The 25,495-nt window shown below is 69.1% G+C and carries 21 protein-coding genes and 2 pseudogenes; 17 read left to right on the top strand and 6 right to left on the bottom strand.

The window, feature by feature from the left end; genetic code table 11:
* Positions 1 to 30: 30 nt before the first annotated feature.
* Positions 31 to 2,520, bottom strand: coding sequence for a sodium-translocating pyrophosphatase (locus H5397_RS11435; protein ID WP_375539437.1), 2,490 nt, complete (start codon positions 2,518 to 2,520; stop codon positions 31 to 33).
* A gap of 193 nt (positions 2,521 to 2,713) precedes the next feature.
* Complete coding sequence (locus tag H5397_RS11430; protein ID WP_309224350.1) at positions 2,714 to 5,212, bottom strand: sodium-translocating pyrophosphatase; 2,499 nt, start codon at positions 5,210 to 5,212, stop codon at positions 2,714 to 2,716.
* A 230-nt stretch (positions 5,213 to 5,442) separates the two neighbouring features.
* Between H5397_RS11430 and H5397_RS11425 the strand changes: the two genes are divergently transcribed.
* From H5397_RS11425 to H5397_RS11390, 8 genes are read left to right on the top strand one after another with little or no spacing between them, the layout of a single operon-like run.
* The gene (locus H5397_RS11425; RefSeq protein ID WP_182817545.1) at positions 5,443 to 6,123 is read left to right on the top strand and encodes a metalloregulator ArsR/SmtB family transcription factor; all 681 of its coding nucleotides are present in this window, start codon (positions 5,443 to 5,445) and stop codon (positions 6,121 to 6,123) included.
* Complete coding sequence (gene sufB / locus H5397_RS11420) at positions 6,120 to 7,556, top strand: Fe-S cluster assembly protein SufB (protein WP_182817544.1); 1,437 nt, start codon at positions 6,120 to 6,122, stop codon at positions 7,554 to 7,556. Before H5397_RS11425 ends, sufB begins: the two co-directional genes overlap by 4 nt.
* Before the next feature lie 22 nt (positions 7,557 to 7,578).
* The gene (sufD, locus tag H5397_RS11415) at positions 7,579 to 8,778 is read left to right on the top strand and encodes a Fe-S cluster assembly protein SufD (RefSeq protein ID WP_309224349.1); all 1,200 of its coding nucleotides are present in this window, start codon (positions 7,579 to 7,581) and stop codon (positions 8,776 to 8,778) included.
* Positions 8,778 to 9,104 (top strand): non-heme iron oxygenase ferredoxin subunit, encoded by a 327-nt coding sequence (locus H5397_RS11410; protein WP_182817543.1) that lies wholly within the window; start codon positions 8,778 to 8,780, stop codon positions 9,102 to 9,104. Before sufD ends, H5397_RS11410 begins: the two co-directional genes overlap by 1 nt.
* 30 nt (positions 9,105 to 9,134) lie before the next feature.
* Entirely contained in the window at positions 9,135 to 9,899 is a 765-nt protein-coding gene (sufC, locus tag H5397_RS11405; protein ID WP_182817541.1) for a Fe-S cluster assembly ATPase SufC, read from the top strand.
* On the top strand, positions 9,892 to 11,220 hold the full coding sequence (locus H5397_RS11400) for a cysteine desulfurase (protein ID WP_182817540.1): 1,329 nt from the start codon (positions 9,892 to 9,894) through the stop codon (positions 11,218 to 11,220). The genes sufC and H5397_RS11400 overlap by 8 nt, the downstream gene beginning before the upstream one ends.
* The gene (gene sufU / locus H5397_RS11395) at positions 11,217 to 11,666 is read left to right on the top strand and encodes a Fe-S cluster assembly sulfur transfer protein SufU (RefSeq protein WP_182817539.1); all 450 of its coding nucleotides are present in this window, start codon (positions 11,217 to 11,219) and stop codon (positions 11,664 to 11,666) included. Before H5397_RS11400 ends, sufU begins: the two co-directional genes overlap by 4 nt.
* Positions 11,663 to 12,052, top strand: a complete 390-nt coding sequence (locus tag H5397_RS11390) for a metal-sulfur cluster assembly factor (RefSeq protein WP_182817538.1) — start codon at positions 11,663 to 11,665, stop codon at positions 12,050 to 12,052. Before sufU ends, H5397_RS11390 begins: the two co-directional genes overlap by 4 nt.
* Before the next feature lie 4 nt (positions 12,053 to 12,056).
* Here H5397_RS11390 and H5397_RS11385 read toward each other — a convergent pair whose 3' ends face one another.
* On the bottom strand, positions 12,057 to 13,292 hold the full coding sequence (locus H5397_RS11385; protein ID WP_182817536.1) for an AI-2E family transporter: 1,236 nt from the start codon (positions 13,290 to 13,292) through the stop codon (positions 12,057 to 12,059).
* Positions 13,293 to 13,362: 70 nt separating this feature from the next.
* Between H5397_RS11385 and H5397_RS11380 the strand changes: the two genes are divergently transcribed.
* The 6 genes from H5397_RS11380 to H5397_RS18895 are packed head-to-tail and all read left to right on the top strand — an operon-like array spanning position 13,363 to position 19,621.
* The gene (locus H5397_RS11380; protein ID WP_182817535.1) at positions 13,363 to 13,872 is read left to right on the top strand and encodes a M20/M25/M40 family metallo-hydrolase; all 510 of its coding nucleotides are present in this window, start codon (positions 13,363 to 13,365) and stop codon (positions 13,870 to 13,872) included.
* Positions 13,869 to 14,447 (top strand): extracellular solute-binding protein, encoded by a 579-nt coding sequence (locus H5397_RS11375; RefSeq protein ID WP_182817533.1) that lies wholly within the window; start codon positions 13,869 to 13,871, stop codon positions 14,445 to 14,447. Before H5397_RS11380 ends, H5397_RS11375 begins: the two co-directional genes overlap by 4 nt.
* Positions 14,447 to 15,367: a carbohydrate ABC transporter permease gene (locus H5397_RS11370; protein WP_220492209.1), complete on the top strand. Its 921-nt coding sequence runs from the start codon at positions 14,447 to 14,449 to the stop codon at positions 15,365 to 15,367. The genes H5397_RS11375 and H5397_RS11370 overlap by 1 nt, the downstream gene beginning before the upstream one ends.
* 3 nt (positions 15,368 to 15,370) lie before the next feature.
* A complete protein-coding gene (locus H5397_RS11365) occupies positions 15,371 to 16,246 on the top strand; it encodes a carbohydrate ABC transporter permease (RefSeq protein WP_182817532.1) in 876 nt (291 codons plus the stop codon).
* The gene (locus H5397_RS11360) at positions 16,246 to 17,790 is read left to right on the top strand and encodes an amylo-alpha-1,6-glucosidase (RefSeq protein ID WP_182817531.1); all 1,545 of its coding nucleotides are present in this window, start codon (positions 16,246 to 16,248) and stop codon (positions 17,788 to 17,790) included. Before H5397_RS11365 ends, H5397_RS11360 begins: the two co-directional genes overlap by 1 nt.
* Positions 17,791 to 17,812: 22 nt before the next feature.
* Positions 17,813 to 19,621 carry a glycoside hydrolase family 13 protein gene (locus tag H5397_RS18895; protein ID WP_220492208.1) on the top strand — a complete coding sequence of 603 codons (1,809 nt, stop codon included), beginning with the start codon at positions 17,813 to 17,815 and terminating at the stop codon, positions 19,619 to 19,621.
* Between the two features lie 232 nt (positions 19,622 to 19,853).
* Here the strand turns inward: H5397_RS18895 and H5397_RS18335 are convergent.
* The 3 genes and pseudogenes from H5397_RS18335 to H5397_RS11340 all read right to left on the bottom strand — a co-directional run.
* Positions 19,854 to 21,152, bottom strand: a pseudogene (locus tag H5397_RS18335) (amino acid permease); the annotation flags it as partial.
* 45 nt (positions 21,153 to 21,197) lie between these two features.
* Positions 21,198 to 21,635, bottom strand: a complete 438-nt coding sequence (locus H5397_RS11345; protein ID WP_182817528.1) for a beta-galactosidase subunit beta — start codon at positions 21,633 to 21,635, stop codon at positions 21,198 to 21,200.
* A 1-nt stretch (position 21,636) separates the two neighbouring features.
* Positions 21,637 to 22,194: pseudogene (locus H5397_RS11340) on the bottom strand (beta-galactosidase small subunit); the annotation flags it as partial.
* Between the two features lie 70 nt (positions 22,195 to 22,264).
* Here H5397_RS11340 and H5397_RS11335 point away from each other — a divergent pair.
* The 3 genes from H5397_RS11335 to H5397_RS11325 all read left to right on the top strand — a co-directional run bounded on the left by H5397_RS11335 (position 22,265) and on the right by H5397_RS11325 (position 25,365).
* Positions 22,265 to 23,116, top strand: a complete 852-nt coding sequence (locus tag H5397_RS11335; protein ID WP_309224348.1) for a M20/M25/M40 family metallo-hydrolase — start codon at positions 22,265 to 22,267, stop codon at positions 23,114 to 23,116.
* A 46-nt stretch (positions 23,117 to 23,162) separates the two neighbouring features.
* Positions 23,163 to 24,764, top strand: coding sequence for an ABC-F family ATP-binding cassette domain-containing protein (locus H5397_RS11330; protein ID WP_182817524.1), 1,602 nt, complete (start codon positions 23,163 to 23,165; stop codon positions 24,762 to 24,764).
* A gap of 106 nt (positions 24,765 to 24,870) precedes the next feature.
* Positions 24,871 to 25,365 carry a DUF456 domain-containing protein gene (locus H5397_RS11325; protein WP_182817523.1) on the top strand — a complete coding sequence of 165 codons (495 nt, stop codon included), beginning with the start codon at positions 24,871 to 24,873 and terminating at the stop codon, positions 25,363 to 25,365.
* The last annotated feature ends 130 nt before the right edge of the window (positions 25,366 to 25,495 follow it).

Genomic DNA, 25,495 nt, shown 5'->3' with positions numbered 1-25,495 from the left:
GCGGCCACTCTACCGGTGGCCGCCGCCCCCTCAGGTCGCCGGCTCGTCCACGACCGGGTCGATGTCGGCGGTGGTCAGCATGGGCGCGTCGATGCGCATCTTGTAGAACGAGCGCCACATGAAGACCAGCGCCGCGATGAAGCTCGCGACCGCCAGCACGGTCACCAGCGTGTGCGCCTCGGAGTGGCGCAGGCTCACGCCGAGCTCGACGGCCAGCAGGCCGAACAGGGTGGTGAACTTGATGACCGGGTTGAGGGCCACCGAGCTGGTGTCCTTGTAGGGGTCACCCACGGTGTCGCCGACGATCGAGGCGTCGTGCAGCGGCGTCCCCTTTGCGGCGAGGTCGACCTCGACGATCTTCTTGGCGTTGTCCCAGGCGCCACCGGCGTTGGCCATGAAGATCGCCTGGTAGAGCCCGATGATCGCGATCGAGACCAGGTAGCCGATGAAGAAGTACGGGTCGGTGAACGCGAACGCGAGCGTGGCGAAGAACACGCCCAGGAAGATGTTGAACATGCCCTTCTGGGCGTACTGGGTGCAGATCTCGACCACGCGCCGGGAGTCGGCCTCGGACGCCTTGGTGACCCCGTCGAGCTGGATGTTGTCGGCGATGAACCCGACCGCACGGAACGAGCCCGTCGTGACGGCCTGGATGGACGCCCCGGCGAACCAGTGGATGACGCCGCCGCCCATGATCAGGCCGAGCAGGAACGGCGCGTACAGCAGCGACAGCTTGTCGATGTTGGCCGTCATGCCCGAGGTCAGCAGCATCATGATCGAGAAGATCATCGTGGTGGCGCCGACGACCGCGGTGCCGATGAGCACGGGCTTGGCGGTGGCCTTGAAGGTGTTGCCCGCCCCGTCGTTGAGCTCGAGCAGGTGCTTGGCGCGTTCCCAGTCGGGGGTGAAGCCGAAGTCGCGCTCGGCCTGCTCGGAGACGCCGGGGATGTCCTCGATCGTGGACAGCTCGTAGATCGACTGGGCGTTGTCGGTGACCGGGCCGTAGGAGTCGACGGCGATGGTGACCGGTCCCATGGCGAGGAAGCCGAAGGCGACCAGGCCGAAGGCGAAGACGCCGGGGGCGACCATGAGGGTGTCGAGGCCCAGCATCGACAGGAGGTACGCGCCGGTCATCAGGGCGACGATGGACAGGCCCAGCCACAGTGCGGAGAAGTTGCCGGCCACGAGGCCCGACAGGATGTTCAGGGACGCCCCGCCGCGCTGGGAGGACTTCACGACCTCCTCGACGTGCTTGCTCTTGACCGAGGTGAAGACCTTGACCACCTCGGGGATGAGCGCCCCGGCCAGGGTGCCGCACGACATGATCGCCGCGAGCTTCCACCACAGCGAGCCGTCGCCGAGGTCGGGGATGAGCAGCCACGAGACGGCGAAGGTGGCCAGGATCGACACCACCGAGGTGATCCAGACCAGCTCGGTGAGCGGGCGCTCGAAGTCGATGTCCTCGGAGTGCGTGTGCTTGGCCCGCGTGATCGCCGAGCTGGCGACATAGCTGAGCAGCGAGGCGCCGATCATGGTGGCGCTCACGGTGAACAGCCAGACCAGCAGGGTCGCCTGCGTGGCCGGCACGGCGTCGGCGCCGAGCATCTGCCCACCGACGGCGAGCATGATGAAGGTGACCAGCGCGACGCTCGTGACGCCGTAGGTCTCGAAGCCGTCGGCGCTGGGGCCGACCGAGTCGCCGGCGTTGTCGCCGGTGCAGTCGGCGATGACGCCGGGGTTGCGGGCGTCGTCCTCCTTGATCTTGAAGGCGATCTTCATCAGGTCGGAGCCGATGTCGGCGATCTTGGTGAAGATGCCGCCGGCGATGCGCAGGGCGCTGGCGCCGAGGGACTCGCCGATCGCGAAGCCGATGAAGCACGACCCCGCGATCTCGCCGGGCAGCACGAGCAGGATCAGCAACAGGATGAGCAGCTCGAGGCTGATCAGCACCGTGCCGATGCTCATGCCGGCGCGCAGGGGGATGTGGTGCAGGTCGTACGGACGCCCCCGCAGGGAGGCGAAGGTGGTGCGGGAGTTCGCGAACGTGTTCACGCGGATGCCGAACCAGGCGATCCCGTAGGAGCCCGCCATGCCCAGGAGGCTGAAGGCCAGGATGATGAGCGACTGGCCCAAGGGCGTCCCGACGAGGAACTGGAAGTACACGAAGATGACCGCGGCGGTGAACCCCCACAGGATCATCAGGAAGCGTCCCTGCTGGGTGAGGTACGCCCGGCAGGTCGAGTAGATCAGCTCGGAGACCTCGCGCATGGCCGCGTGCACGGGCAGGCGGGACAGGCCGAGGAAGCTCCACAGGCCGAAGCCCAGGCCGACCAAGCTCATCAGGACGCCGAACAGCAGCAGCGTGCGACCGTCGACCGCCCCGCCGAGGAAGGTGGCCAGGGACAGGTCGGGCAGCCGCAGGTTCGCCTCGCCGCCCGGAGGTCGGGCACCGTCGCCCGGTTGGGCCGCCACCGTGCAGCCCGTCAGGGCCAGCAGGGCCAGCAGGGGCAGCAGGGGCACCGCCCAGCGGGCGCGGCGAAGTGAAGAGTTACGGGGGCTGCTACAGCCCGGGAGGTGTTCTCTAGCGGTCACGTGACCCCTTCGTGCGTCGTCGTTGAGCGCACACCCCGCGGGGGCGGGGCGTCGATCCCAGCACAATAGGGGGCTGCCCGCGGGTGCGGGCAACCCCCTGATGGTGGGTGTGTCGGGCGGGTCAGGCGTTCAGCTGGTCCAACCGCTGGCGGACGATGTCGTCGGCCGTCAGCATCGGGGCGTCGATCCGCATGTTGTAGAAGCTGCGGTAGACGAACCACGACGCGGCGAGGAAGAACACCACGGCGAGGCCCAGCACGAGGGCGCCCATGCCGCTCGCCGTGAGGCTCACGCCGAGCTCGACGGCGAGCAGGCCGAAGAGGGTGGTGAACTTGATGACCGGGTTGAGGGCCACCGAGCTGGTGTCCTTGTACGGGTCGCCCACGGTGTCGCCGACGATGGACGCGTCGTGCAGGTCGGTGCCCTTGGCGGCGAGGTCGACCTCGACGATCTTCTTGGCGTTGTCCCAGGCGCCGCCCGCGTTGGCCATGAAGATGGCCTGGTAGAGGCCGAACAGCGCGATCGAGATCAGGTAGCCGATGAAGAAGTACGGCTCGACGAACGCGAAGGCCAGGGTGGCGAAGAACACGCCCAAGAAGATGTTGATCATGCCGCGCTGGGCGTAGACCGTGCAGATCTCGACGACCTTCTTGCTGTCCGCCGCCGAGGCGCGCGTGGCGTTCTCGTCGAGCCTGATGTTGTCCTTGATGAACTCCACCGCGCGGAAGGACCCGGTCGTGACCGCCTGGATCGAGGCGCCGGTGAACCAGTAGATGACAGCCCCGCCGCTGACCAGCCCGAGCAGGAACGGGGCGTGCAGCAGGGACAGCTTGTCGAGGTTCTCGGTCAGGGCGAGGGTGAGGCCCATGATGATCGAGAAGATCATCGTGGTGGCGCCCACGACGGCGGTGCCGATCAGCACCGGCTTCGCTGTGGCCTTGAACGTGTTGCCCGCGCCGTCGTTCTCCTCCAGGAGCCGCTTGGCGCGGTCCCAGTCGGCGTCGAACCCGAAGTCGCGCTCGATCTCCTCGGTCACGCCCGGGATCTCCTCGATCATGGAGAGCTCGTAGACCGACTGCGCGTTGTCGGTCACCGGGCCGTAGGAGTCGACCGCGATGGTGACCGGGCCCATGCCCAGGAAGCCGAAGGCGACCAGGCCGAAGGCGAACACCGCCGGGGCGGCCATGTGCTCGCCGAAGCCCAGGGAGGTGGAGATCGCGTAGGCGATCGCCATCAGCCCGACGATGGCCATGCCGAGCCAGTAGGCGGAGAAGTTGCCGGCCACCAGGCCGGAGAGGATGTTGAGGGACGCCCCGCCGGAGTTGGACGACTTCACGACCTCCTCGGTGTGGCGGCTCTTGACCGAGGTGAACACCTTGACGAGCTCGGGGATGAGCGCGCCGGCCAGGGTGCCGCAGGAGATGATGATCGACAGCTTCCACCACGTGGTGCCGTCGCCCATGTCGGGGATGAGGATCCACGACGTGAAGAAGGTGAGCACGATCGAGACGACGCTGGTGATCCAGACCAGGGACGACAGCGGGGCCTCGAAGTCCATCTGCTCGGCGCCCTCGTACTTCTGGCGGGTGATCGCGGCGTTGACGAAGTACGAGGCACCGGACGCCACCACCATCACGGCGCGGATGAAGAAGATCCACACCAGCAGGGACGCCTGGAGGACGGCCTCGGCCGGGGGGATGGCCAGCATGATGAAGGTGACCAGCGCGACGCCGGTGACGCCGTAGGTCTCGAAGCCGTCGGCCGACGGGCCGACCGAGTCGCCGGCGTTGTCGCCGGTGCAGTCGGCGATGACGCCGGGGTTGCGGGCGTCGTCCTCCTTGATCTTGAACACGATCTTCATCAGGTCGGAGCCGACGTCGGCGATCTTGGTGAAGATGCCGCCGGCGATGCGCAGCGCGGAGGCGCCGAGCGATTCGCCGATCGCGAAGCCGATGAAGCAGGAGCCCGCGATCTCGGCGGGCAGGAACAGCATGATGACGAGCATCATGAACAGCTCGACCGAGATCAGGACCATGCCGACGCTCATGCCCGAGCGCAGCGGGATCTGGTGCAGCGGGTAGGGCTTGCCGCGCAGGGACGCGAACGCGGTGCGGCCGTTGGCGAACGTGTTGACGCGGATGCCATACCACGCGATGCCGTAGGAGCCCGCCATGCCGACGAGGCTGAAGCCCAGGATGATGAACACCTGGCCCCAGCCTGAGCCGACGAGGAACTTGAAGTAGACGAAGATCACCGAGGCGATGAACACCCACAGGATCATCAGGAACCGGCCCTGCTGCTTGAGGTAGGCCTTGCAGGTCTCGTAGATCAGTTCGGAGATCTCACGCATCGCGCGGTGCACGGGGAGTTGCTTGAGCTGGACGTAGCTGGCCAGGCCGAACGCGAGGCCCCCGAGGCAGACCACGAGGCCGATGAACAGCAGCAGCCGGCCGTTGACCATGCCGCCCAGGAAGGTCGCGGCGCCCAGGTCGGGGAGGTGGATGTTGGCCTCGCCGCCACCGGCGTGGCCGCCCGCGGGGGTCGCGGGGGCCGAGCACCCGGCGAGGGCGATCAGGGTGGACAGGGCAAGGAGCGGGGCAGTGAGCCTGCGGGTTACCACGAGTGTTCCTTTGGTCCGGGTGAGCAACGGCGCGATCGTCGTCCACCCTGAACACTACGCCCTGTAGTGGAGATTTTGGTCCGGTCCACAATTTGTCCCGCGGTTCGGAAGGACCCATCCCGAACCCCGTCCCGGGCGCGGCCCGGGTGCCCAGAACCCGGGTGGTCGAGTTGCGCGCTGACGGATATTTGCAAGAATGGTGTTGCCTAATAGGAGTCGAGGGGGTGGGGATGGCTGAGTACGTGCCAGACGCGGTGGTCGAACCGCTCTCCGACGACGTCTCGACCCGCGACCGGGTGGCCCGCTCGATCCTCGAGCACGGCCCCTCCACGGCGGCCGACCTGGCCGAGCGCCTCGACCTGACCGCGGCCGCCATCCGCCGCCACCTGGCGGTCCTGACCGACGCGGGGCACCTCGTCGCCCGCGAGCAGCGGGTGTACGGCCACCGCGGGCGGGGGCGTCCGGCCAAGGTGTTCGCGCTGACGGACGCCGGACGCGAGACCTTCCACCACGCCTACGACCAGCTCGCCATCCGCGCGCTCCAGTTCCTCCGCGCCGCCGGCGGGGCGGAGGCGGTCAACGACTTCGCCGAACAGGTGATGGAGGAGGTGCGCCGTCGGTTCACCGCCGAGGGTGCGGAATACAATGCCCCGGCCGACGCGTTGGCCGAGGTGCTGAACGAACAGGGGTACGTCGCGTCCCTGGAGCCGGTGGCCTCCGGGACGCAGCTGTGCCAGTACCACTGTCCCGTGGCGCACGTGGCGCGCGAGTTCCCCGAACTCTGTGCCGCGGAGACGCGCTTGTTCTCCGAGCTGCTGGGTAGCCATGTCCAGCGGATCGCGACGATTGCCCATGGCGACGGGGTGTGCACCACGCACATCCCACACCCAGTTGAGAGGAAGGTCTCATGACCCAGACCCAGGCCCCCGGGCTCGGTGCCACACAGGACGAGCACCTCGAGGCCCTCGGGAACTACCGCTTCGGCTGGCACGACTCGGACGTCGCCGGCGCCTCTGCGCGCCGTGGTCTGAGCGAGGCCGTCGTGCGCGACATCTCCGGGTTGAAGAACGAGCCGGAGTGGATGCTCGAGCGCCGCCTGCGCGGCCTCAAGCTCTTCGAGCGCAAGCCGATGCCGACGTGGGGTGCGGACCTGTCGACGATCGACTTCGACAACATCAAGTACTTCGTGCGGTCCACCGAGCGCCAGGCGCAGACGTGGGAGGACCTCCCCGAGGACATCAAGAACACCTACGACCGCCTCGGCATCCCCGACGCCGAGAAGCAGCGCCTCGTCGCCGGCGTGGCCGCGCAGTACGAGTCGGAGGTCGTCTACCACAAGATCAACGAGGAGCTCGAGCGCCAGGGCGTCATCTTCCTCGACACCGACACGGGCCTGAAGGAGCACGCCGAGCTCTTCGAGGAGTACTTCGGCACCGTGATCCCCACCGGCGACAACAAGTTCTCGGCGCTCAACACCGCGACCTGGTCGGGCGGCTCGTTCATCTACGTCCCCAAGGGCGTCCACGTCTCGATCCCGTTGCAGGCCTACTTCCGGATCAACACCGAGAACATGGGCCAGTTCGAGCGCACGCTGATCATCGCCGACGAGGGCTCCTACGTGCACTACGTCGAGGGCTGCACCGCGCCGATCTACAAGTCGGACTCGCTGCACTCGGCCGTCGTCGAGATCATCGTGAAGAAGAACGCCCGCGTGCGCTACACGACGATCCAGAACTGGTCGAACAACGTGTACAACCTCGTCACCAAGCGCGCCACCTGCGAGGAGGGCGCGACCATGGAGTGGGTCGACGGCAACATCGGGTCCAAGGTGACCATGAAGTACCCGGCCGTGTGGCTGCTCGGCGAGCACGCCAAGGGGGAGACCCTCTCGATCGCGTTCGCGGGCGAGGGCCAGCACCAGGACACCGGCTCGAAGATGGTGCACGCCGCGCCGCACACGAGCAGCTCGATCATCTCCAAGTCCGTCGCTCGCGGCGGCGGTCGGGCGTCCTACCGCGGCCTGGTCGAGGTGCAGCCGCAGGCGCACCACTCGGCCAGCTCGGTGAAGTGTGACGCCCTGCTCGTCGACACCGTCTCGCGCTCCGACACCTACCCCTACGTCGACGTCCAGGTCGACGACGTGTCGATGGCCCACGAGGCCACCGTGTCGAAGGTCTCCGACGACCAGCTGTTCTACCTGATGCAGCGCGGGATGGAGGAGGACGAGGCCATGGCGATGATCGTGCGCGGCTTCGTCGAGCCCATCGCCCGCGAGTTGCCGATGGAGTACGCCCTGGAGTTGAACCGCCTGATCGAGCTGCAGATGGAAGGAGCCGTGGGCTGACGCCCGCGGGAGGAACCACAACGTGACCGTGACTGAAGTCCCCAACGTCGCCGGCGCGCTCGAGACCCTCGAGTCGCACCTGCACCCGCAGCCGAGCTTCGACCTGGCTGACCACCCGATGCCCGACGGCCGCGAGGAGGTCTGGCGCTTCACCCCGATGCGCCGGATCGCCCCGCTGCTGGCCGAGCGCCCGAACGAGGACCAGCCCGGCGACAACGCCGTCGAGTTCACCCTCCACGAGGTGGCCGGCGTCGAGGCGTCCAACCTCAGGGCGGGCCAAGCGCCCCGCGGCACCGTGCTCACGCCCGGCGACCGCCCGGCCGCGCTGGCGAACCTGGGCTGCGAGGACGCGCTGTACCTGCGCATCCCCGCCAACACCGAGGTGGCCGAGCCGATCCGGCTCGACATCGAGGGCCGGGACGCCGCGCGCCGCAACAACGCGGTGCACGTGATCGTGGCCGAGCCGAACTCGAAGGCCACCGTGGTGTTCCGCCACACGGGCTCGACCCAGCAGCTCGAGAACATCGAGATCGACGTCCGCGACGGCGCGAACCTGACGTTCGTGTCGCTGCAGGACTGGGACGACGACACCCTGCACGCGGCCGAGCACACCGCCCGCGTGGGCCGCGACGCGACCTACCGGCACGTGAACGTCAGCTTCGGCGGCGACCTGGTGCGCATGCACACCAACGTCTCCTACGACGGCCCCGGCGGGTCGGCGGAGTTGTTCGGCCTCTACTTCGCCGACGCCGGCCAGCACATCGAGCACCGCCTGTTCGTCGACCACAACGCCCCGCACACCAAGAGCAACGTCGACTACCGCGGCGCGCTCCAGGGGCAGGACGCCCACGCCGTCTGGATCGGCGACGTGGTGATCCGCAAGGTCGCCGAGGGGATCGAGACCTACGAGTCGAACAAGAACCTCGTGCTCACCGAGGGCGCCCGCGCCGACTCGGTGCCCAACCTCGAGATCGAGACCGGCGAGATCGCCGGCGCCGGGCACAGCTCGACGACCGGCCGCTTCGACGACGAGCACCTGTTCTACCTGACCAGCCGTGGCATCGACCCCGTCGAGGCCAAGCGCCTGGTCGTGATGGGCTTCTTCATCGACATCATCCGGCGCATCGGCGTCGACGACGTCGAGGAGCGCCTCATCGCCGAGGTCGAGCGCGAGCTCGCCGCCAGCGTCGGGGCCGCACCCGCGGCGTCCGTGGAGGCCTGATGGCCTGGACCCGCGCGTGCTCCGTCATCGAGCTGGAGGACGACAAGCCCTTCTCGGCGGAGGTGGGCGACGAGATCGTCGCCCTCGTCCAGCACGAGGGGCAGTTGTTCGCCATCCGTGACGAGTGCAGCCACGGCCGCGTCATGCTCAGCCTCGGCGAGGTGGACGAGTGCACCATCGAGTGCTTCGCCCACGGCAGCCGCTTCGACCTGCGCACCGGCGAGCCGCTCGAGCTGCCCGCGACCCGCCCGGTGCCGGTCTACCCCGTCACCGTCGAGGGCGACGACGTGCTCGTCGACCTCGACAACCCCCTGAACTCGATCTGACAAACCCAGCTACCAGGAGTCACCAGACCCATGTCCCTCGTCATCAGCGACCTGCACGTCGACGTCCTCACCGAGGACGGCCCCAAGGAGATCCTCAAGGGCGTCAACCTGACCATCAACCCGGGTGAGGTCCACGCCATCATGGGTCCCAACGGCTCGGGCAAGTCGACCCTGGCCTACGCCCTCGCCGGCCACCCCAAGTACGAGATCACCTCGGGCTCGGTGACCCTCGACGGCACCGACCTGGCCGAGCTCAGCGTCGACGAGCGCGCCCGCGCCGGCCTGTTCCTCGCCATGCAGTACCCGGTTGAGGTGCCCGGCGTCTCGATGTCCAACTTCCTGCGCACCGCGAAGACCGCGATCGACGGCGAGGCCCCCAAGGTCCGCACGTGGGTCAAGGAGGTCAACCAGGCGATGGGGGACCTCGGGCTCGACAGCTCGTTCTCGGCCCGCTCGCTCAACGAGGGCTTCTCCGGTGGTGAGAAGAAGCGCGCCGAGATCGTCCAGCTGCAGCTGCTCAACCCGAAGTACGCGATCCTCGACGAGACCGACTCCGGCCTCGACATCGACGCGCTGCGCGTCGTCGCCGACGGCGTCAACCGCTACACCGCCCAGGGCGACCGCGGCGTGCTGCTGATCACCCACTACACGCGCATCCTGAACTACATCAAGCCCGACTTCGTGCACGTCTACGTCGACGGCCGGGTCGTCACCGAGGGTGGCCCCGAGCTCGCGGCCAAGCTCGAGGAGACCGGTTACGACGCGTACATCGCGGCGGCGCGGGCGAATGCCTGACACCGACCTCTCGGCAGCCGGCTGGCTGGGGGCGTCCGAGCCGCCCCCGGCCGCGTTCGCGCTGCCGGGGCTCGTCCGGGACGACTTCCCGGTCCTGCAGCGGCACGTGAACGGGCACCCGCTGGCCTACCTCGACTCGGCGAACACCTCCCAGAAGCCGCGGGCGGTCGTCGAGGCGATGAGCAACCACCTGCTGTTCCACAACGCCAATGTCGCCCGGGCCATGCACCAGCTGGGGGCCGAGGCGTCCGAGGCGTTCGAGGGGGGTCGGGCCAAGGTCGCCGCCTTCATCGGCGCGCGGACCGAGGAGGTCGTGTTCACCAAGAACGCCTCCGAGGCGCTGAACCTGGCCGCGCACACCCTCGGCCAGCACCTCGCGGTCGGCCCCGGTGACGAGGTCGTGGTGTCGGTGATGGAGCACCACTCCAACATCGTGCCGTGGCAGCTGCTGTGCCAGCGTACGGGCGCCACCCTGCGCTGGTTCGACATCACCGACGACGGACGCCTCGACCTCGACTCCGCGCGCGAGCAGGGCCTGGTCAACGAGCGCACCAAGGTCGTCTCGCTGACGTGGGTCAGCAACGTGCTCGGCACGGTCAACCCCGTCACCGAGCTCGCCGAGATGGCCCACGCCGTCGGCGCGGTGTTCGTCGTGGACGGGTCGCAGGCCGTGCCGCAGATGCCGGTCGACGTGACCACGCTGGGCGCCGACCTGCTCGCCTTCACCGCCCACAAGATGCTCGGCCCGACCGGGCTGGGCGTGCTGTGGGGCCGGTACGAGCTGCTCGAGCAGCTGCCGCCGTTCCTGGGTGGCGGGGAGATGATCGAGGTCGTCCGCATGGAGGGCTCGACCTTCGCCCGCCCGCCGGCCCGCTTCGAGGCCGGGACGCCGCCGATCGCCGAGGTCGTCGCCCTGGGCGCGGCCGTCGACTACCTGACCATGCTGGGCATGGACCGGGTCGCCGAGCACGAGCACCTGATCACCACCTACGCCCTGGAGCAGCTGCAGCGCGTCGAGGGCCTGCGCATCCTGGGCCCGACCGAGGCGGTCGACCGCGGGGGAGCGATCTCGTTCACGCTGACCAGCTCCGACGGGTTCGACATCCACCCCCACGACGTCATGCAGATCCTCGACTCGCGGGGCGTGGCGGTGCGCGGTGGCCACCACTGCGCACGCCCGCTGCACCACCGCCTGGGCATCCAGGCGTCCAGCCGGGCGTCGGCCTACCTGTACACCACGCCCGACGAGGTGGACGCCCTCGTCGAGGCGCTCGACCACACCCGCGACTTCTTCGGCGGGCACAGCGGGGGAGGACGATGAGCGTCGAGTCGATGTACCAGGAGATCATCCTGGACCACTACAAGGCCAAGCACGGCTCCGGCCTGCGTGACCCCTACGAGGCCGAGGTCACCCACGTGAACCCGTCCTGCGGCGACGAGATCCTGCTGCGCGTGCACCTCGACGGCGACACCGTCGCCGACGTGAGCTACGACGCGGTGGGCTGCTCGATCTCGCAGGCGTCCACGTCGGTGATGCACGACCTCGTGGTCGGCCGCACGGTCGAGGAGGGCATGGCCACGGCCGCCGCCTTCACCGAGATGATGCACAGCCGCGGCAACCACGAACCCGACGAGGACGTCCTGGAGGACGGCATCGCGTTCCTGGGGGTCGCCCAGTTCCCCGCGCGCGTGAAGTGCGCGCTGCTCGGGTGGTCGGCGTGGAAGGACGCCGTCGCCCACGCCCTCACCAACAAGGAGGAATCATGACCGACGAACCGCGCCCGTCCGACCTGGTGCGCGACACCTTCCCCGACGCCGAGCAGCAGCCGGCGCCGGTGCTGGACCGTCCCACCATCGAGGACCTCGAGGAGGCCATGCGCGACGTGGTCGACCCCGAGCTCATGGTGAACGTGGTCGACCTCGGCCTCGTCTACGGCATCCACCTGGACGACGAGAACAACGCCACCGTCGACATGACGCTGACCTCGCCGACGTGCCCGCTCACCGACCGCATCGAGTACGACACGCAGGTCGCGCTCGGGCCGCTGGTGAACTCGGCCACCATCAACTGGGTCTGGCTGCCGCCGTGGACGCTGGACAACATCACCGACGAGGGCCGCGAGCAGCTCCGCGCGGTGGGCTACAACCTGTAGCCGCTCAGCTCTCCGGACGCCCCTGGTCCGGCTCCTCGGGAGCCGGGGCGGGGGCGTCCGTCTTGTCGGGGTCGGGGTCGGGATCTTCGTGCGCCTCCGCGGGGTGGACCGGTGATTCGTGCACCGCGGCCAGGGCCGCGGACTGGCCCTCGGGCAGGGCGGCCCGGCTCAGGTGGAGCCGGTGCGGGTCGGCCATCGTCACGTCGTTGGAGATGAACGCGTTGACCCAGCGCATCTGCGGGTCGTGGTCGATCAGGACCGCCTTGGCCAGCAGGGTCATCGGCAGGGCCAGCAGGGCGCCCAGGGCGCCGAGCACCGAGCTCCACAGCAGCAGCGACAGGAACGAGACCAGCGCGGTCACGCCCACGGCGTCGCCGTTGAACTTCGGCTGGATGATCGACTGGATGACGAAGTTGGCCACCGAGTAGATGATCACGACGAGGAGGGCGGTGAGCGGGTCGTTGGCCAGCAGCGCCATGATCGCCGGCGGGACGAGGCCGATGATGAAGCCCACGTTGGGGATGTAGTTGGTGATGAAGGACAAGATGCCCCACACCAGCGCCAGCGGGACGCCCAGGGTCTCCAGGGCGATCACGTCGATGACGGCGACGATGAGTCCGAAGATCGAGGTGACGACCCAGTAGCGGCGCACGCCGACGATGAAGTCGGCGATCGAGAGCCACACCCGCGGCTGGTGGCGCTGGAGCGATGCGTTGCGCACCCCGAAGCTGTCGGAGTCGAACGCCATCATGAAGATCATCACCACGATGATCGCGAGCAGGGAGACGATGTTCGTCACGCTGCCCAGGGCGCTGGAGAGCAGCCCCGCCAGGCTCGTCGGGTTCACCCCGCGGATCTGGTCGACCACCTGCTGCTCGGAGATGCCGAACTGGCTCAGCAGGGCCACGACCTCGTGGTACAGCGTCCAGAACTGCGACTGGTAGATCGGCAGCTCCTGCACCAGGGCGGTGATCGACCAGGTCAGGGCGTAGAAGAACACGGCGAGGATCGCGAACACCGTCAGGGCCAGCACCACCTGCGCCAGCAGGCGGGGCACCTTCAGGCTCACCAGCCAGGTCTGGATCGGGTACGCGGCGATGAACAGGTTCACCGTCAGCAGGAGTGGGCCGAGGATCTCGGCGTACTGCCGCATGCCGAACAGGATCGCCACCGCGGCCGTGATCGTGAGCAGGATCACCGACACGTTCGGGAGCGGGTTCACGCGGGTGGGCTGATCCATGCGGCCCAACCTAGTCGCTGGCACCGACGGTTTTCGACATGCCCACGGGGGTTCGTCCTACGCTCACGGTATGACCGACTACCTCACCGAGGCCGCCGTACTCGCCCCCCGGATCACCGACCTGCGGCACCGGCTGCACCGCTGGCCCGAGCTGGGCAACGACCTCCCGCGGACGCAGGCTGCCGTCCTGGCGGCGCTCGAGGGGCTCGACCTCGAGGTCACGCGCGGGGTGGCGTCCACCTCGGTCACCGCGGTCCTGCGCGGCAGGGCGGGGTCGGACGCCGCGGCCTCCGGTCGACCGGTGGTGCTGCTGCGGGGCGACATGGACGGCCTGCCGATCCACGAGGAGACCGGCCTGCCGTTCGCCTCGGAGCGGGACGGGCACATGCACGGCTGCGGCCACGACGTGCACACCGCGACCCTCGTCGGGGCGGCGCACCTGCTCCACGCGCACCGCGACGAGCTGCCCGGCGACGTGGTGTTCATGTTCCAGCCGGGGGAACCACCAACGGCGGCAAGGTCTACGACGACGCCGGCAAGTACGTCGCCCACGAGGACGCCAACTCCGTCGCCGCCATGACCGAGTACGCCAAGCGCTTCCAGTCGGGCGAACTCAAGCTCGCCGACCTCCTCCCCGAGGGCGCCGGCTCCGACTCGATGCTGGTCACGCACAAGCTCGGCTTCCTCGCCGCCGGCCGCTACACGATCGGCGCGATCCGCGGCGCGGGCGTGGACGAGAACCTTTACGACATCGTCCGCTGGCCCACCCACGACGGCAAGGCCGCCCCGACGGGCGTCGCCGCGTCCTACCTCGCCATCAACGCCAAGACGAAGGACCCCGAGGCCGCCCTCAAGTTCTTCTCCGCGTTCCTCAACAAGGAAGGCCAGACCCTGCGTCTCGAGGGTCAGGGCAACGCCGTGCCGTCGATCAACGGTGCCGACAACCTGGTCCTGGACGGCGGCTACCCGGCCCACGCCCAGACCATGCTCGACATGCGCGACATCGGCTACTCCAACTACGCGACCGAGGCGGCCGTCCCGGATCTGAGCAACACCATCGCGGTTGAGTACATGCAGCCGCTCTACGAGGGCAAGAAGGACGCCAAGACCGCCCTCAACGAGGTTGCCGCCCTCGTCCAGGAGAAGACGGCCTGATGTCCGCGCCCGCTGTCGCCGAGGCCCACACGGGGCCTCGGCGCGGCTGGCGGGAGAAGGACAATTACTGGGGCATGTTCTTCGTGGCGCCACAAGCGCTCGGCATGCTGCTGTTCACACTTCTCCCGTTCCTCGCCGCGTTCCTGCTCGCGTTCACGGAGTGGAACGGCTTCGGCATGCCCAAGCTGATCGGGTTCGAGAACTTCGCGAACCAGTTGACCAGCCCGCTGCTCGGCCGCGCCATCATCAACACCCTCGTGATCGCCGCCATCACGGTGCCGATCGGCCTGTTCCTGGCCATCGTCGCCTCCGTGGTGCTCAACAAGATCAAGGGCCGCCCGTTCTACCTGGTGCTGTTCTTCGCTCCCGTCGTCACGAGCTCGGTGGCCATCGCGCTCATTTGGCAGCAGCTGCTGCGCGCCGACGGCGTCATCTCGGGCTTCCTGACCAACACGCTCGGCATTGAGCCGATCGACTGGCTGGGCCACCCGTGGCTGGCCCTCATGGCCGTGTGTCTGGTGACGATCTGGAGCTCTCTGGGCCTCAACATCGTCATCTTCATGGCGGGCCTGCAGTCCATCTCGCCGTCGGTCATGGAGGCGGCAGCCATCGACGGCGCCGGCCCCGTCTCACGGTTCTTCAAGGTGGTCCTGCCGCTGCTGAGTCCCATCGTGTTCTACCAGTCCGTCGTCGCGTTCATCTCGTCGCTGCAGACGTTCGACCTGGTGTTCGTCCTCGTGAAGAACGCCGGCCCCGACAACGGCACCCGCACGATCGTCTACCACATCTACGATCTTGGCTTCGCCAAGAGCCAGTTCGGCCTGTCCAGCGCCGCGTCCATCGTCCTTCTCGTGCTGACCCTGGTGATCACCGCTCTCCAGTTCGGCGCGCAGAAGAAGTTCGTCCACTACGAGGGCTGAGTGATGACCACCACCACACAGACACGTCTGGCCCCCGAGCACACCGCCAAGCGGTTCTCCTGGGGCTGGCTGAAGCACCCGTTGGTGTTCGCCGTCGCGCTCCTCATGGTGGCGCCGTTCCTGTGGATGCTGCTGACGGCCTTCAAGGGCCTCCCGCAACTGCTGCAGGACCCACTGTCGGTCTTCCCCGATCCGTGGGTGTTCACGAACTTCGCCGACGCGTGGAACTCGTTGCCGTTCGGCCGCGCCTACGCCAACTCGATCTACATCACCGTGCTCGTCGTGTTCGGCACGCTGCTCACCGCCTCGATGGCCGCCTACGGCTTCGCGCGCATCCCGTTCAAGGGCTCCAAGGTGGTGCTCTTCTGGGTGTTCCTCGCGATGCAGATGGTGCCCAAGCAGGTCACACTCGTGCCGTTCTACTTCCTCATGGCGCAGATCGGGTGGGTGGATTCGCACCTGGCGCTGATCATCCCGGCCATCATGGTCAACCCGTTCGGTGTGTTCCTCGCCCGGCAGTTCATCGCCTCGGTGCCCGTCGAACTCGAGGAGGCCGCCATGATCGACGGCGCCTCGCGTTGGCGGATCTACTGGACGATCATCCTGCCCGCCATCCGGCCGGGTCTGGGCGCGCTGGCGATCATCGTCGCGCTGGACGCGTGGAACAACTTCCTGCTTCCCCTCGTCCTGCTCAACTCGACCGAGCTGTTCACCGTCCCGCTGCTCCTGAGCCAGTTCCAGGGCCAGTACGGCGGCATGAACTACGGCCTGGTCATGGCCGCCACCGCGCTGTCCACGGTGCCGATGCTCATCGCATTCGTCATCGGCCAGCGTCAGATCATCGAATCGCTCGCGACCTCGGGTCTGGGCGGCCGCTGATGATCGACCTCGGCGCAGACCTGGCGCACTGGTTCGACCTCGACGAGGAGCCCTACACCGTGCGCTTCTCGCGCCTGTTCGTCCGCCGCGGGGAGACGGGGCTCACCGTCCACCGCGCGGCGTACGAGCGATCCCTCGCGGACAGCGTCGTCGTCGAGCGCCTGCGGGTGCTCGACGACGACGGCCTGGAGGCACCCGTCTCCACTGCCGATCCATTCCGCATCAGCTTCACCGGCGGCGCCTGGCTCATGGTGACGCCCGACGACGAGATCGCCGTCGGTCTGCCCGACGGCTGGTCCGTGGATCACGTGCCCGGCCCGGCGCTCGGCGAGGCATCCTTCATCCACCCCGCCGAACCACCTGCCGGCGTGATCGCCGACCTTGCGGAGTGGCTGGCGCGTTGCCCCGCCGTCGACCCACGGTGGCGCGACGTGACCCGCTTCGCGTGGTGGACCCTCGGGGTGAACACCCTCGTCCTCGACGCCCCAGCCGGGCTGAACCGCGCCGTCGTGCCCTCGAAGATCGGCTACGTGGGCCTGTGGCAGTGGGACGCCTACTTCATGGCGATCGGGTTGCGCCACGGCGATCCCGGCCTCGCCCGCGAGCAGCTGCGCATCGCGCTCGCCCACCCCAGCACCTCCGGCCAACTGCCCGACGTCGTGCACGAGGACGGCATCCTCGCCTCCTCCGACGACCTCCCCCCGGGCGACCTCGAGAATCTCCGTGCGATGGCCTCCCCCAGCCTCGCCCACACCGCCGTCCCCCTCACCAAGCCGCCGCTCACGGCGCTGGCCGTGGCCCTCATGGGTGACCAGTCGGTCGTCGACGAGTTCCTCGCCACGATGCTGGCGGCGCAGGAGTGGTGGTACCGCGACTCGGCCCCGGCCGGCCGCCCCGCCTACCTCCACCCCTACTCGTCAGGCCTGGACGACTCCCCGATCTTCGACCACGAGGCGATCCTCGTCTCCCCCGACCTGTCGGCCTACCTCGTCTTGGCGGACCGGCTCATGGCCGGCTGGCTGCGCGAGCGCGGCCGCGACGCGGAGGCCGAGCGCTGTACCGCCCGCGCCGATGCCGAGCTGGCGGCCCTCATCGAGTCGTGGAACGGGGAGTTCTTCCCCAGCGTCGGCGAGGCGGGCGACGTCGTCGCCTCCGAGGCCATCGTCTCGCTCATGCCGCTGCTGGCCGACGGCCTGCCGCCGCACCTCGTGGACGGCATCGTCGCAGCCATCGAGGACCCGACCAGGTTCGCGACCGCGCATCCGCTCCCGACCGTGGCCGTGCGCGACCCCGACTTCTCCGAGACCCGGATGTGGCGCGGCCCCGTCTGGGTCAACACCAACTGGCTCGTCGCGCAGGGGCTTCGCCGCCAAGGGCTGATCGACAAGGCCGAACGCCTTGAGCGCGCGACCCTCGAACTGGTCGCGGCGCAAGGACCCAACGAGTACTTCCGCCCCGACACCGGGGTCAAGCCCCCGAGGGCCACGACGGTGTTCGGATGGTCCGCCGCGCTGACCGTCGATCTGGCGGTGGCCCACTCCTGAGCCCTGGCCTAGGGTGGTCGCCGTGACCTTCCTCGGCCAGCCCCACCACGACCCCTCCGAGCTCTACGTCTCGGACCCCCACCCCCACCGGGGCGACACCGTCGAACTGCGCGTGCGCGTGCCCGCCGGCCAGGTGGCAGCGGTGCACCTGCGGCACATGCACGACGGCGAGGCGGCGTTCGTCGCAGCCGCGCCCACCGACGGGCCCGGGCCCGACGAGTGGTGGGCCGCGCGGGTGCTGGTGGACAACCTGACCCTCCAGTACCGCTGGTTCCTCGTCATGGCCGACGGCGGCACCGCTTGGCTGAACGGCTCCGGCGTCCACCGTCGAGACGTCACCGACGCGGCCGACTTCCGCCTCATCACCACCGCCGCGCCCGCCTGGGTGGCCGACGCCGTCGTCTACCAGGTCTTCCCCGACCGGTTCGCGCGCAGCGCCCGCGCCGACGAGCGGCCGACTCCCGAGTGGGCACATGGCGCCCGCTGGGACGAGCCGCTGCGCACCTACGACCAGCAGCAACACCGCCAGATCTACGGCGGCGACCTCGACGGCATCATCGAGCGCCTCGACCACATCGCCTCGCTGGGCGCGACCGTGCTCTACCTCACACCCGCGTTCCCGGCCGACACCAACCACCGCTACAACGCCAGCACGTTCGACCGGATCGACGACCTGCTGGGCGGCGACGACGCCATGCGCCGGCTCATCGACGCCTGCCACGCCCGCGGCATCCGGGTGATGGGCGACTTCACCGCCAACCACACCGGCGCGACGCACGAGTGGTTCCTCGCCGCGCAGAACGATGGGAACGCCCCCGAGCGCGACTTCTACTACTGGACCGACGAGTACCCCGGCTACGCCTGCTGGCTCGGGTTCAAGTCGCTGCCCAAGCTCAACCACGCCTCGCCCGGGCTCACCGAGCGCCTCTACGGCGAGGATGGCGTAATCCGACGCTGGCTACGGTTCGGGCTCGACGGGTGGCGCATCGACGTGGCCAACATGACCGGCCGCCTGGGCGGGATCGACCTCAACCGCGAGGTCGCCGCGCGGACCCGCGCCGCCGTCGACGCCGAGGGCGACCGCTGGCTGGTGGCCGAGCACTTCTACGACCTCCACCACGACGTCGACGGCAGCACCTGGCACGGCGCCATGAACTACGCAGCGTTCTCCCGGCCCGTGTGGGGCTGGCTCGAGCGGCCTTCGACCAATGCCGAGGACGCCCACTTCTCGGTGACGCGGCTGCTGCCGTCGATCGACGGACCGGCGATGATCGAGACGATGGCGGAGTTCATGGCGCAGGTCCCCTGGGCCGTGACGACGGCGTCGTTCAACATCGTGGGCAGCCACGACACGGGTCGGATCCGCTGGCGGGTGGGCGACGAGGGTCGCGCCATGGCCGCGCTGGGCCTGGCCCACACGCTGCCCGGCGTGCCGATGGTCTACTACGGCGACGAGATCGGTCTGGTCGGTGAGACCGGCGAGTACGGGCGCCGCCCCTTCCCGTGGCAGGCCGAGGAGACGTGGGCGACCGGCACCCTCCAGGCAGTGCGCGAGCTGGGCGCGCTGCGGCGCGACTCGCACGCCCTCCGCCACGGCGGGCTGCGCTGGATCGGGGCGACGGAGGACGCCGTCGCGTTCGTGCGTGAGTCGCGGCAGGGGTCGGCGCTGGTGGTCGCCGCTCGCGAGGCGACCGGGCAGAAGACCGTTCCGACGGCGCTGCTGCCGGGCATCGAGTCCGGCCGCCTGGCGCTCGGCAGCGGGATCCGGGTCGAGGGCAACCAGGTCGTGATGGAGGCCGAGCGCGGGGGCATCGCCGTCTGGGTCTGGTGACACACGACAGCGACCCCCGGCGGGTGCCGGGGGTCGCTCTCGTGTGAGGGGTCAGGACGCGGGCGTCGGATCGCCCTGCTCTGCCGGCGGAACGTACTCGCCGCGGCATCTGCTCGGCGGAGGGACGCAGCTCGTCGGCCGCGGCCTTCGGGTCGGAGACCTTCAGGCGCTTGATGTAGCGCTCGTACCAGAGGATGGCCAGGCCGAGGAACACGACCACGCCGCCCACGTTGTAGACGAGGGTCAGCCAGATCTCCTGGCCCAACGGGATGGTGCCGGCGATGAACACGAAGGCGAACACCACGAGCAGGAAGGACGCGACGGCCAGGCCGAAGCTCTTGCTGCCCATGCGGAACTCGCGGGCCACGTTGTCGTACTTGCGGCGCAGGACGAAGTAGGCGAGCAGGATCAGCAGCGGAGGCAGCAGCGCCGTGGCGGCGGTCATGTTGATGACGATGCCGAGCAGGTCGTTGATGTTGCCGGAGCCGAGCGCCGGGATCACGAGGATCGGGACGACGATCGCGAACTGCAGCCAGGCGGCGCGCCACGGGATGCCGTCCTCGTTGAGCTCCACGAGCTTGCCGCCGAAGATGCCCTTGGGGATCTCGGAGAAGAAGATCTTCACCGGGGTCGAGGTCCACATCAGCAGCGAGCCGAGGGTGGCGGCCAGCAGGATCACGCCGACGACGCGGGTGACGAGGCCGGCCGAGAGGCCGAAGTACTCGCCCACGGCGCCCATGACGACGAAGATGCCGTTGGAGTAGTCGAGGGTGCCCACCGGCACGAAGACGTTCATCAGGAGCGACGCGGTGGCGTAGAGCAGGGCGATGACGATGCCGGCGAGGACGATCGTGCGGACGAACGCCTTCACGCCGCCACGGAGGTCGTTGAGGAACACGGCGGAGGACTCAGCGCCGCCCACGCCCTGGATGATCCAGGCCAAGGTGCCCATGAAGGCCCACGCCGTCGCGAAGGTCGAGAAGTCGGGCGTCATCGCGGCACCGGTGATCGGGGTCGCGGGCTCGACGCCGCCGAGCAGGCCGGCCAGCGACAGGAGGATGAAGGCGCCGGTCAGCAGGAGGACCAGCGTGGCGCCGATCGAGGTGACGGAGCCGATCCACTTGGCGCCCTTCGTCGAGACCCAGGTGGCGATCGCGAAGATGATGATCGACAGCAGGGTGATCCACAGCTGGGAGAGCTGCTTCTCCTCGCCGTAGAACAGGTACGACGCGAAGACGAGGATCAGGGGCAGCAGCGAGGCGAAGTAGAACAGGTTGACGAACCAGTAGCAGAAGGCCGTCAGGAAGGCCCAGCGGCCGCCCATCGAGGTCTTCACCCACTGGTAGACGCCCGACTCAGAGTTCTTGTTCAGCGCCACGAACTCGGCGATGACAAGGGTGAATGGGATGAAGTAGAGCAGCGTGGCGAAGAAGAATGCGGGCGCGGAGGCGAGCCCGATCGCCACGTTGTTGTTGATCACGTTGCGGATGTTGAACACCGCGGCCACCGTCATGGTGAGCAGCGCGAACATGCCGATCTTCGCGCGGTTGGTCGTTGTCATGGTTCGACGACTTCCTTATTTGTTGTGGAACGTTGCGCCCTCGACCGTCACGTGGAGGACGACGGCCTCCGCGGCGGGATCGGGCAGGATGCGGGCGGCTTCGTCGATGTCGACGACGAGCACCTCTCCTTGGGGGACGCGCACCGTCTCGCCCGAACCAGCGAAGGGCTGCCGGTCGGTGAGGTCGGAGTAGGCGCCTTGCTCGGCCAGGCTGGCCTTGGGGGCGATCTCGACGGCCGCGTCGCCATCCAGTGGCGCGACGACGAGGTGGTAGCGGCGGCGGCCGACGAAGTCCTCGGTGGAGAGGTCGGCGGTCGAGCCCTTGCGGTAGGTCAGGGAGTCACCGATGGAGTACGCGACTCCGGCGGCGAGACCCGGCGCGGCCTCCAGCGCTTCGAGGGTCCGGATCCACTTCTTGTGGCCGGTGAGTTCGGCTCGGGTGATCAGTCGCATGTCAGGCCTCCTGGGTGGGACGCAGCGTGAAGCTGTAGTCGAATGACTCGAACCGGGTGCGGTAGCTGTCCAGCACCTCGGATCCCCACGAGTTGGAGCCGAGTCCCATGACCTGGTCGTTGAGGTTGAGGGTGACGGTGTCGCGCTCGACCAGGTCGGTGCGGTGCGCGGACTCGTCGAGGTCCTTCTCGGTGTAGGGCCACGCCGAGAAGTGGAAGCCGGCATCGGCGCTGGGGCGGCTGACGTGGAGACCCACGCCCGCGTCGTCGGTGATGGCCATCCAGCGGGTGTCGCCTCGGTTGCCGTAGTCCTGGGGGACGACGTACGGGGTGATCATGTCGTCGACGGTCGTCTCCCAGAAACCGATGGTGTTGGCTGCCTTCGAATCGGGGTAGTTCTCCCCCGGTCCGCGGCCGAACCACTCCACTCGGCGCAGGTCGCCTGGCACCTCGAGGCTGAGCCCGATGCGCGGGATGATGTCGCGGTAGTCGCCGTAGGGCTCGCCCGTGACGCGCACGGTGGCGACGCCCTCGAGCGTGACGCGCCACGCTGACGTCGTACTCCACCACCACCGCGTTGCCGTCCGTGCGCCACTCGACGTTGCGCATGGAGGACTGCATGATCTGCAGGTGGTTGGGGGTCCACAGGTCGTCGGCCTCCTGCTGGTGGTTGTCCACGAGCGGCTTCCAGAACCCGACGCGCAGGGGCGCGGCCACGTGGCCGAGGGCGTCCTCGAGGCGGCCGGGCGGAAGGTCGACCGCGCGTTCGGGCTGCACGTGCTGAGCTCGGTCCTGCCCAGCGGCCGCTGGGCCACGCGCCCCGGAACGCTGATGGCCGGCGCCGACACGCTGTACCTCGACATCGTCGGGACCGGCGGCCACGGCTCGACCCCGTCCCTGGCCAACGACCCTGTGCCCGTCATGGCCGAGGTGATCCTCGCGGTCCAGACGATGGTGGCGAAGAAGTTCCCGGCGTCCGACCCGGTGGTCGTCAACGTGGGCGTGGCCAACGCGGGCGGGGCCGCCAACGTCATCCCCGAGCGGTGCCACCTCGAGATGTCGGTGCGCTCGTTCTCGCCCGGGGCGCGGGAGAAGGTCGAGCGGCTGCTGGTCGCCCTCGTCGAGGGCGTGTGCGCCGCGCACGGCTGCCGGGCCGAGGTCGAGTACCGCCAGGGCGTCGGCCCCACGGTCAACGACCCGGACGCCGCGGCCTTCGTCGCCCGGGTCGTGGGCGGGTTGGTGGGGGAGCGCTACGCCGACATGCCCGACCCGCTGGCCGGGTCGGAGGACTTCTCGGCGGTGCTGGAGCAGGTGCCCGGGGCGTTCGTGTTCTACTCCGGCGTGCCCGCGGGCCGCGACCTGGCCGACACCACCTACAACCACTCGGCGACCGCGTGGTTCGACGACGCCGTGATCGGAGAGGCCATGGCCGTGTACGCGGCGCTGGCCCACGAGGCGTTGCTGGAGCTCGCGACAGGCTGAGCCCGCGGCGTCCGGGCCGGCCGGGGGGGAGGTAGACTCGCCCCTCGTGATTGTCGCGCGCGAGCTCTCGGTGGCCGTCGGCGCCCGCACCCTCCTGGAACCCACGAACTTCCAGATCGCGTCGGGCGACCGCATCGGCCTCGTCGGCCGCAACGGCGCCGGCAAGACCACCATGACCAAGATCCTGGCGGGCGAGGGGATGGCGTCCGGCGGCCAGGTCTCGCGGACCGGCCTCGTCGGCTACCTGCCCCAGGACCCGCGCACCGGCGACCTCTCCCAGCTGGCCCGCGACCGCATCCTGTCCGCGCGTGGGCTGGACTCGATCCTGCGCCGGCTGGCGACGTACTCGGCGGCCATCGCGGACGCCGACACCGACGACGCCCGCGACGAGGCCATGCGCCGTTACGCGCGCGCCGAGGCCGAGCTGGACTCCGCCGGCGGCTACGGTGCCGAGTCCGAGGCGGCCCGCATCTCGGCCAACCTCGGCCTGCCCGACCGCGTGCTGGGCCAGCCGATCGAGACCCTGTCGGGCGGTCAGCGCCGCCGCGTCGAGCTGGCGCGCATCCTGTTCTCGGGCGCCGACGTCCTGCTGCTGGACGAGCCGACCAACCACCTGGACGCCGACTCGATCGTCTGGCTGCGCGCATACCTCGCCAACTACCCCGGCGGCGTGCTGGTGATCAGCCACGACACCGGGCTGCTGGACGCCGTGGTGAACAAGGTCTTCCACCTCGACGCCAACCGCGCCGAGCTGGACCAGTACAACCTGGACTGGAAGAAGTACCTCGTCCAGCGCGAGGTCGACGAGAAGCGCCGCAAGCGCGAGCGCGCCAACGCCGAGAAGAAGGCCGCCCGGCTGCTGGAGCAGGCCGCCAAGCTCGGGGCGAAGGCCACCAAGGCGACCGCCGCGCAGAACATGGCCAAGCGTGCCGAGAAGATGCTCGCGGCCACCGAGGGGGAGCGGGCGGTCGACCGGGTCGCGAAGATCCGGTTCCCCGAGCCCGCGCCGTGCGGCCGGGTGCCGCTGACGGCGTCCGACCTCTCCAAGCACTACGGGTCGCTGGAGGTGTTCACCGGGGTCGACCTGGCCATCGACCGCGGCGCCAACGTGGTCGTGCTCGGGCTGAACGGCGCCGGCAAGACGACGCTGTTGCGCATCCTGGCCGGCATCGAGGCCCCCGACACCGGCGAGGTCGTGCCCGGGCACGGGTTGAAGCTGGGCTACTACGCGCAGGAGCACGAGACCATCGACGTCTCCCGCTCGGTGCTGGACAACATGGTCTCGGCCTCGCCGAACCTGGACGACACCGCGGTGCGCAAGATCCTCGGCTCGTTCCTGTTCACCGGCGACGACGTCGACAAGCCCGCGCGCGTACTGTCGGGCGGGGAGAAGACCCGCCTGGCCCTGGCGATGCTGGTCGTCTCCGCCGCCAACGTGCTGCTGCTGGACGAGCCCACGAACAACCTCGACCCGGCGTCCCGCCGCGAGGTGCTGGAGGCGATCCGCACCTACGCGGGCGCGACTGTGCTGGTCACCCACGACGAGGGTGCCGTCGAGGCCCTGCAGCCCGACCGAGTGCTGATCCTCCCCGACGGCGACGAGGACCTCTGGAGCCCCGAGTACGCCGAGCTCGTCTCCCTGGCCTGACCGGGGCCGGCCCCGGGGCCGACAGCCTGCCCTCCCTGCGCCAAGAGCCTGCCTTCCGTGCTCCGACAGCCTGTGCTGACGACCCTGTCGTCTGTACCCTGACCGGGTGCCCGTGGAACTGATCGCCGCCCTGTCGGTCGTGCTCGTCGTCGTCGGCGTGTGCGGGATCGTCGTCCCGGTGCTGCCGGGGAGCATCGCGATCCTCGGTGGCCTGCTGGTGTGGGCGGTCTGGGGCGGGTCGCCCTTCGGCTGGCTCGTGTTCGGCATCGGCGCGCTGTTCGTCGTGGCCGGCATGAGTGCCCAGTACCTGATCACCGGACGCCGGCTCAAGGAACGCTCCATCCCCAACCGTTCGGTGGTCATCGGCCTCGTGTGCGGGGTCGTGGGACTTTTCGTGCTGCCCTTCCTGGGGCTTCCGATCGGCTTCACGGTCGGGCTGCTGGCGTCCGAGTACGCGCGGGTGCGCAACCTGCGTGAGGCGGCGTCGACCTCCTGGGCGGCGCTGAAGTCCGTCGGCCTCGGGATGCTCGTCGAGCTGTCGCTGGCCCTCGCCGCGGCGACCACCCTGCTCATCGGCGTGTTCACGCACCTGGTGCCCTGACCACGGGGTTGCCGGGGTTGTCGGGGAGACGTCCACGCACTGAGCGGCGAACGTCCGGACATTGGTAGTTGCCACCCAAATTTCTGGGTCACGGAGAGGTCACTGCTACCGTGCGTAGTAGGCACATTTC

It is taken from the genome of Propioniciclava sp. MC1683 (assembly GCF_014164675.1).
Taxonomy (GTDB): Bacteria; Actinomycetota; Actinomycetes; order Propionibacteriales; family Propionibacteriaceae; genus Propioniciclava.
This window is presented reverse-complemented; position numbering and strand designations above follow the sequence as displayed.

What these genes read in the sequence shown, in the direction of transcription:
- H5397_RS11425 (WP_182817545.1), top strand. Translation starts at nt 5,443, where the DNA reads ATGGCTGAGTACGTGCCAGACGCGGTGGTCGAACCGCTCTCCGACGAC.
- sufC (WP_182817541.1), top strand. Translation starts at nt 9,135, where the DNA reads ATGTCCCTCGTCATCAGCGACCTGCACGTCGACGTCCTCACCGAGGAC.
- H5397_RS11375 (WP_182817533.1), top strand. Translation starts at nt 13,869, where the DNA reads ATGACCGAGTACGCCAAGCGCTTCCAGTCGGGCGAACTCAAGCTCGCC.
- H5397_RS11400 (WP_182817540.1), top strand. Translation starts at nt 9,892, where the DNA reads ATGCCTGACACCGACCTCTCGGCAGCCGGCTGGCTGGGGGCGTCCGAG.
- H5397_RS11390 (WP_182817538.1), top strand. Translation starts at nt 11,663, where the DNA reads ATGACCGACGAACCGCGCCCGTCCGACCTGGTGCGCGACACCTTCCCC.
- H5397_RS11360 (WP_182817531.1), top strand. Translation starts at nt 16,246, where the DNA reads ATGATCGACCTCGGCGCAGACCTGGCGCACTGGTTCGACCTCGACGAG.
- sufB (WP_182817544.1), top strand. Translation starts at nt 6,120, where the DNA reads ATGACCCAGACCCAGGCCCCCGGGCTCGGTGCCACACAGGACGAGCAC.
- H5397_RS11370 (WP_220492209.1), top strand. Translation starts at nt 14,447, where the DNA reads ATGTCCGCGCCCGCTGTCGCCGAGGCCCACACGGGGCCTCGGCGCGGC.
- H5397_RS11385 (WP_182817536.1), bottom strand. Translation starts at nt 13,292, where the DNA reads ATGGATCAGCCCACCCGCGTGAACCCGCTCCCGAACGTGTCGGTGATC.
- sufU (WP_182817539.1), top strand. Translation starts at nt 11,217, where the DNA reads ATGAGCGTCGAGTCGATGTACCAGGAGATCATCCTGGACCACTACAAG.
- H5397_RS11365 (WP_182817532.1), top strand. Translation starts at nt 15,371, where the DNA reads ATGACCACCACCACACAGACACGTCTGGCCCCCGAGCACACCGCCAAG.
- H5397_RS11410 (WP_182817543.1), top strand. Translation starts at nt 8,778, where the DNA reads ATGGCCTGGACCCGCGCGTGCTCCGTCATCGAGCTGGAGGACGACAAG.
- H5397_RS11380 (WP_182817535.1), top strand. Translation starts at nt 13,363, where the DNA reads ATGACCGACTACCTCACCGAGGCCGCCGTACTCGCCCCCCGGATCACC.
- H5397_RS11345 (WP_182817528.1), bottom strand. Translation starts at nt 21,635, where the DNA reads ATGCGACTGATCACCCGAGCCGAACTCACCGGCCACAAGAAGTGGATC.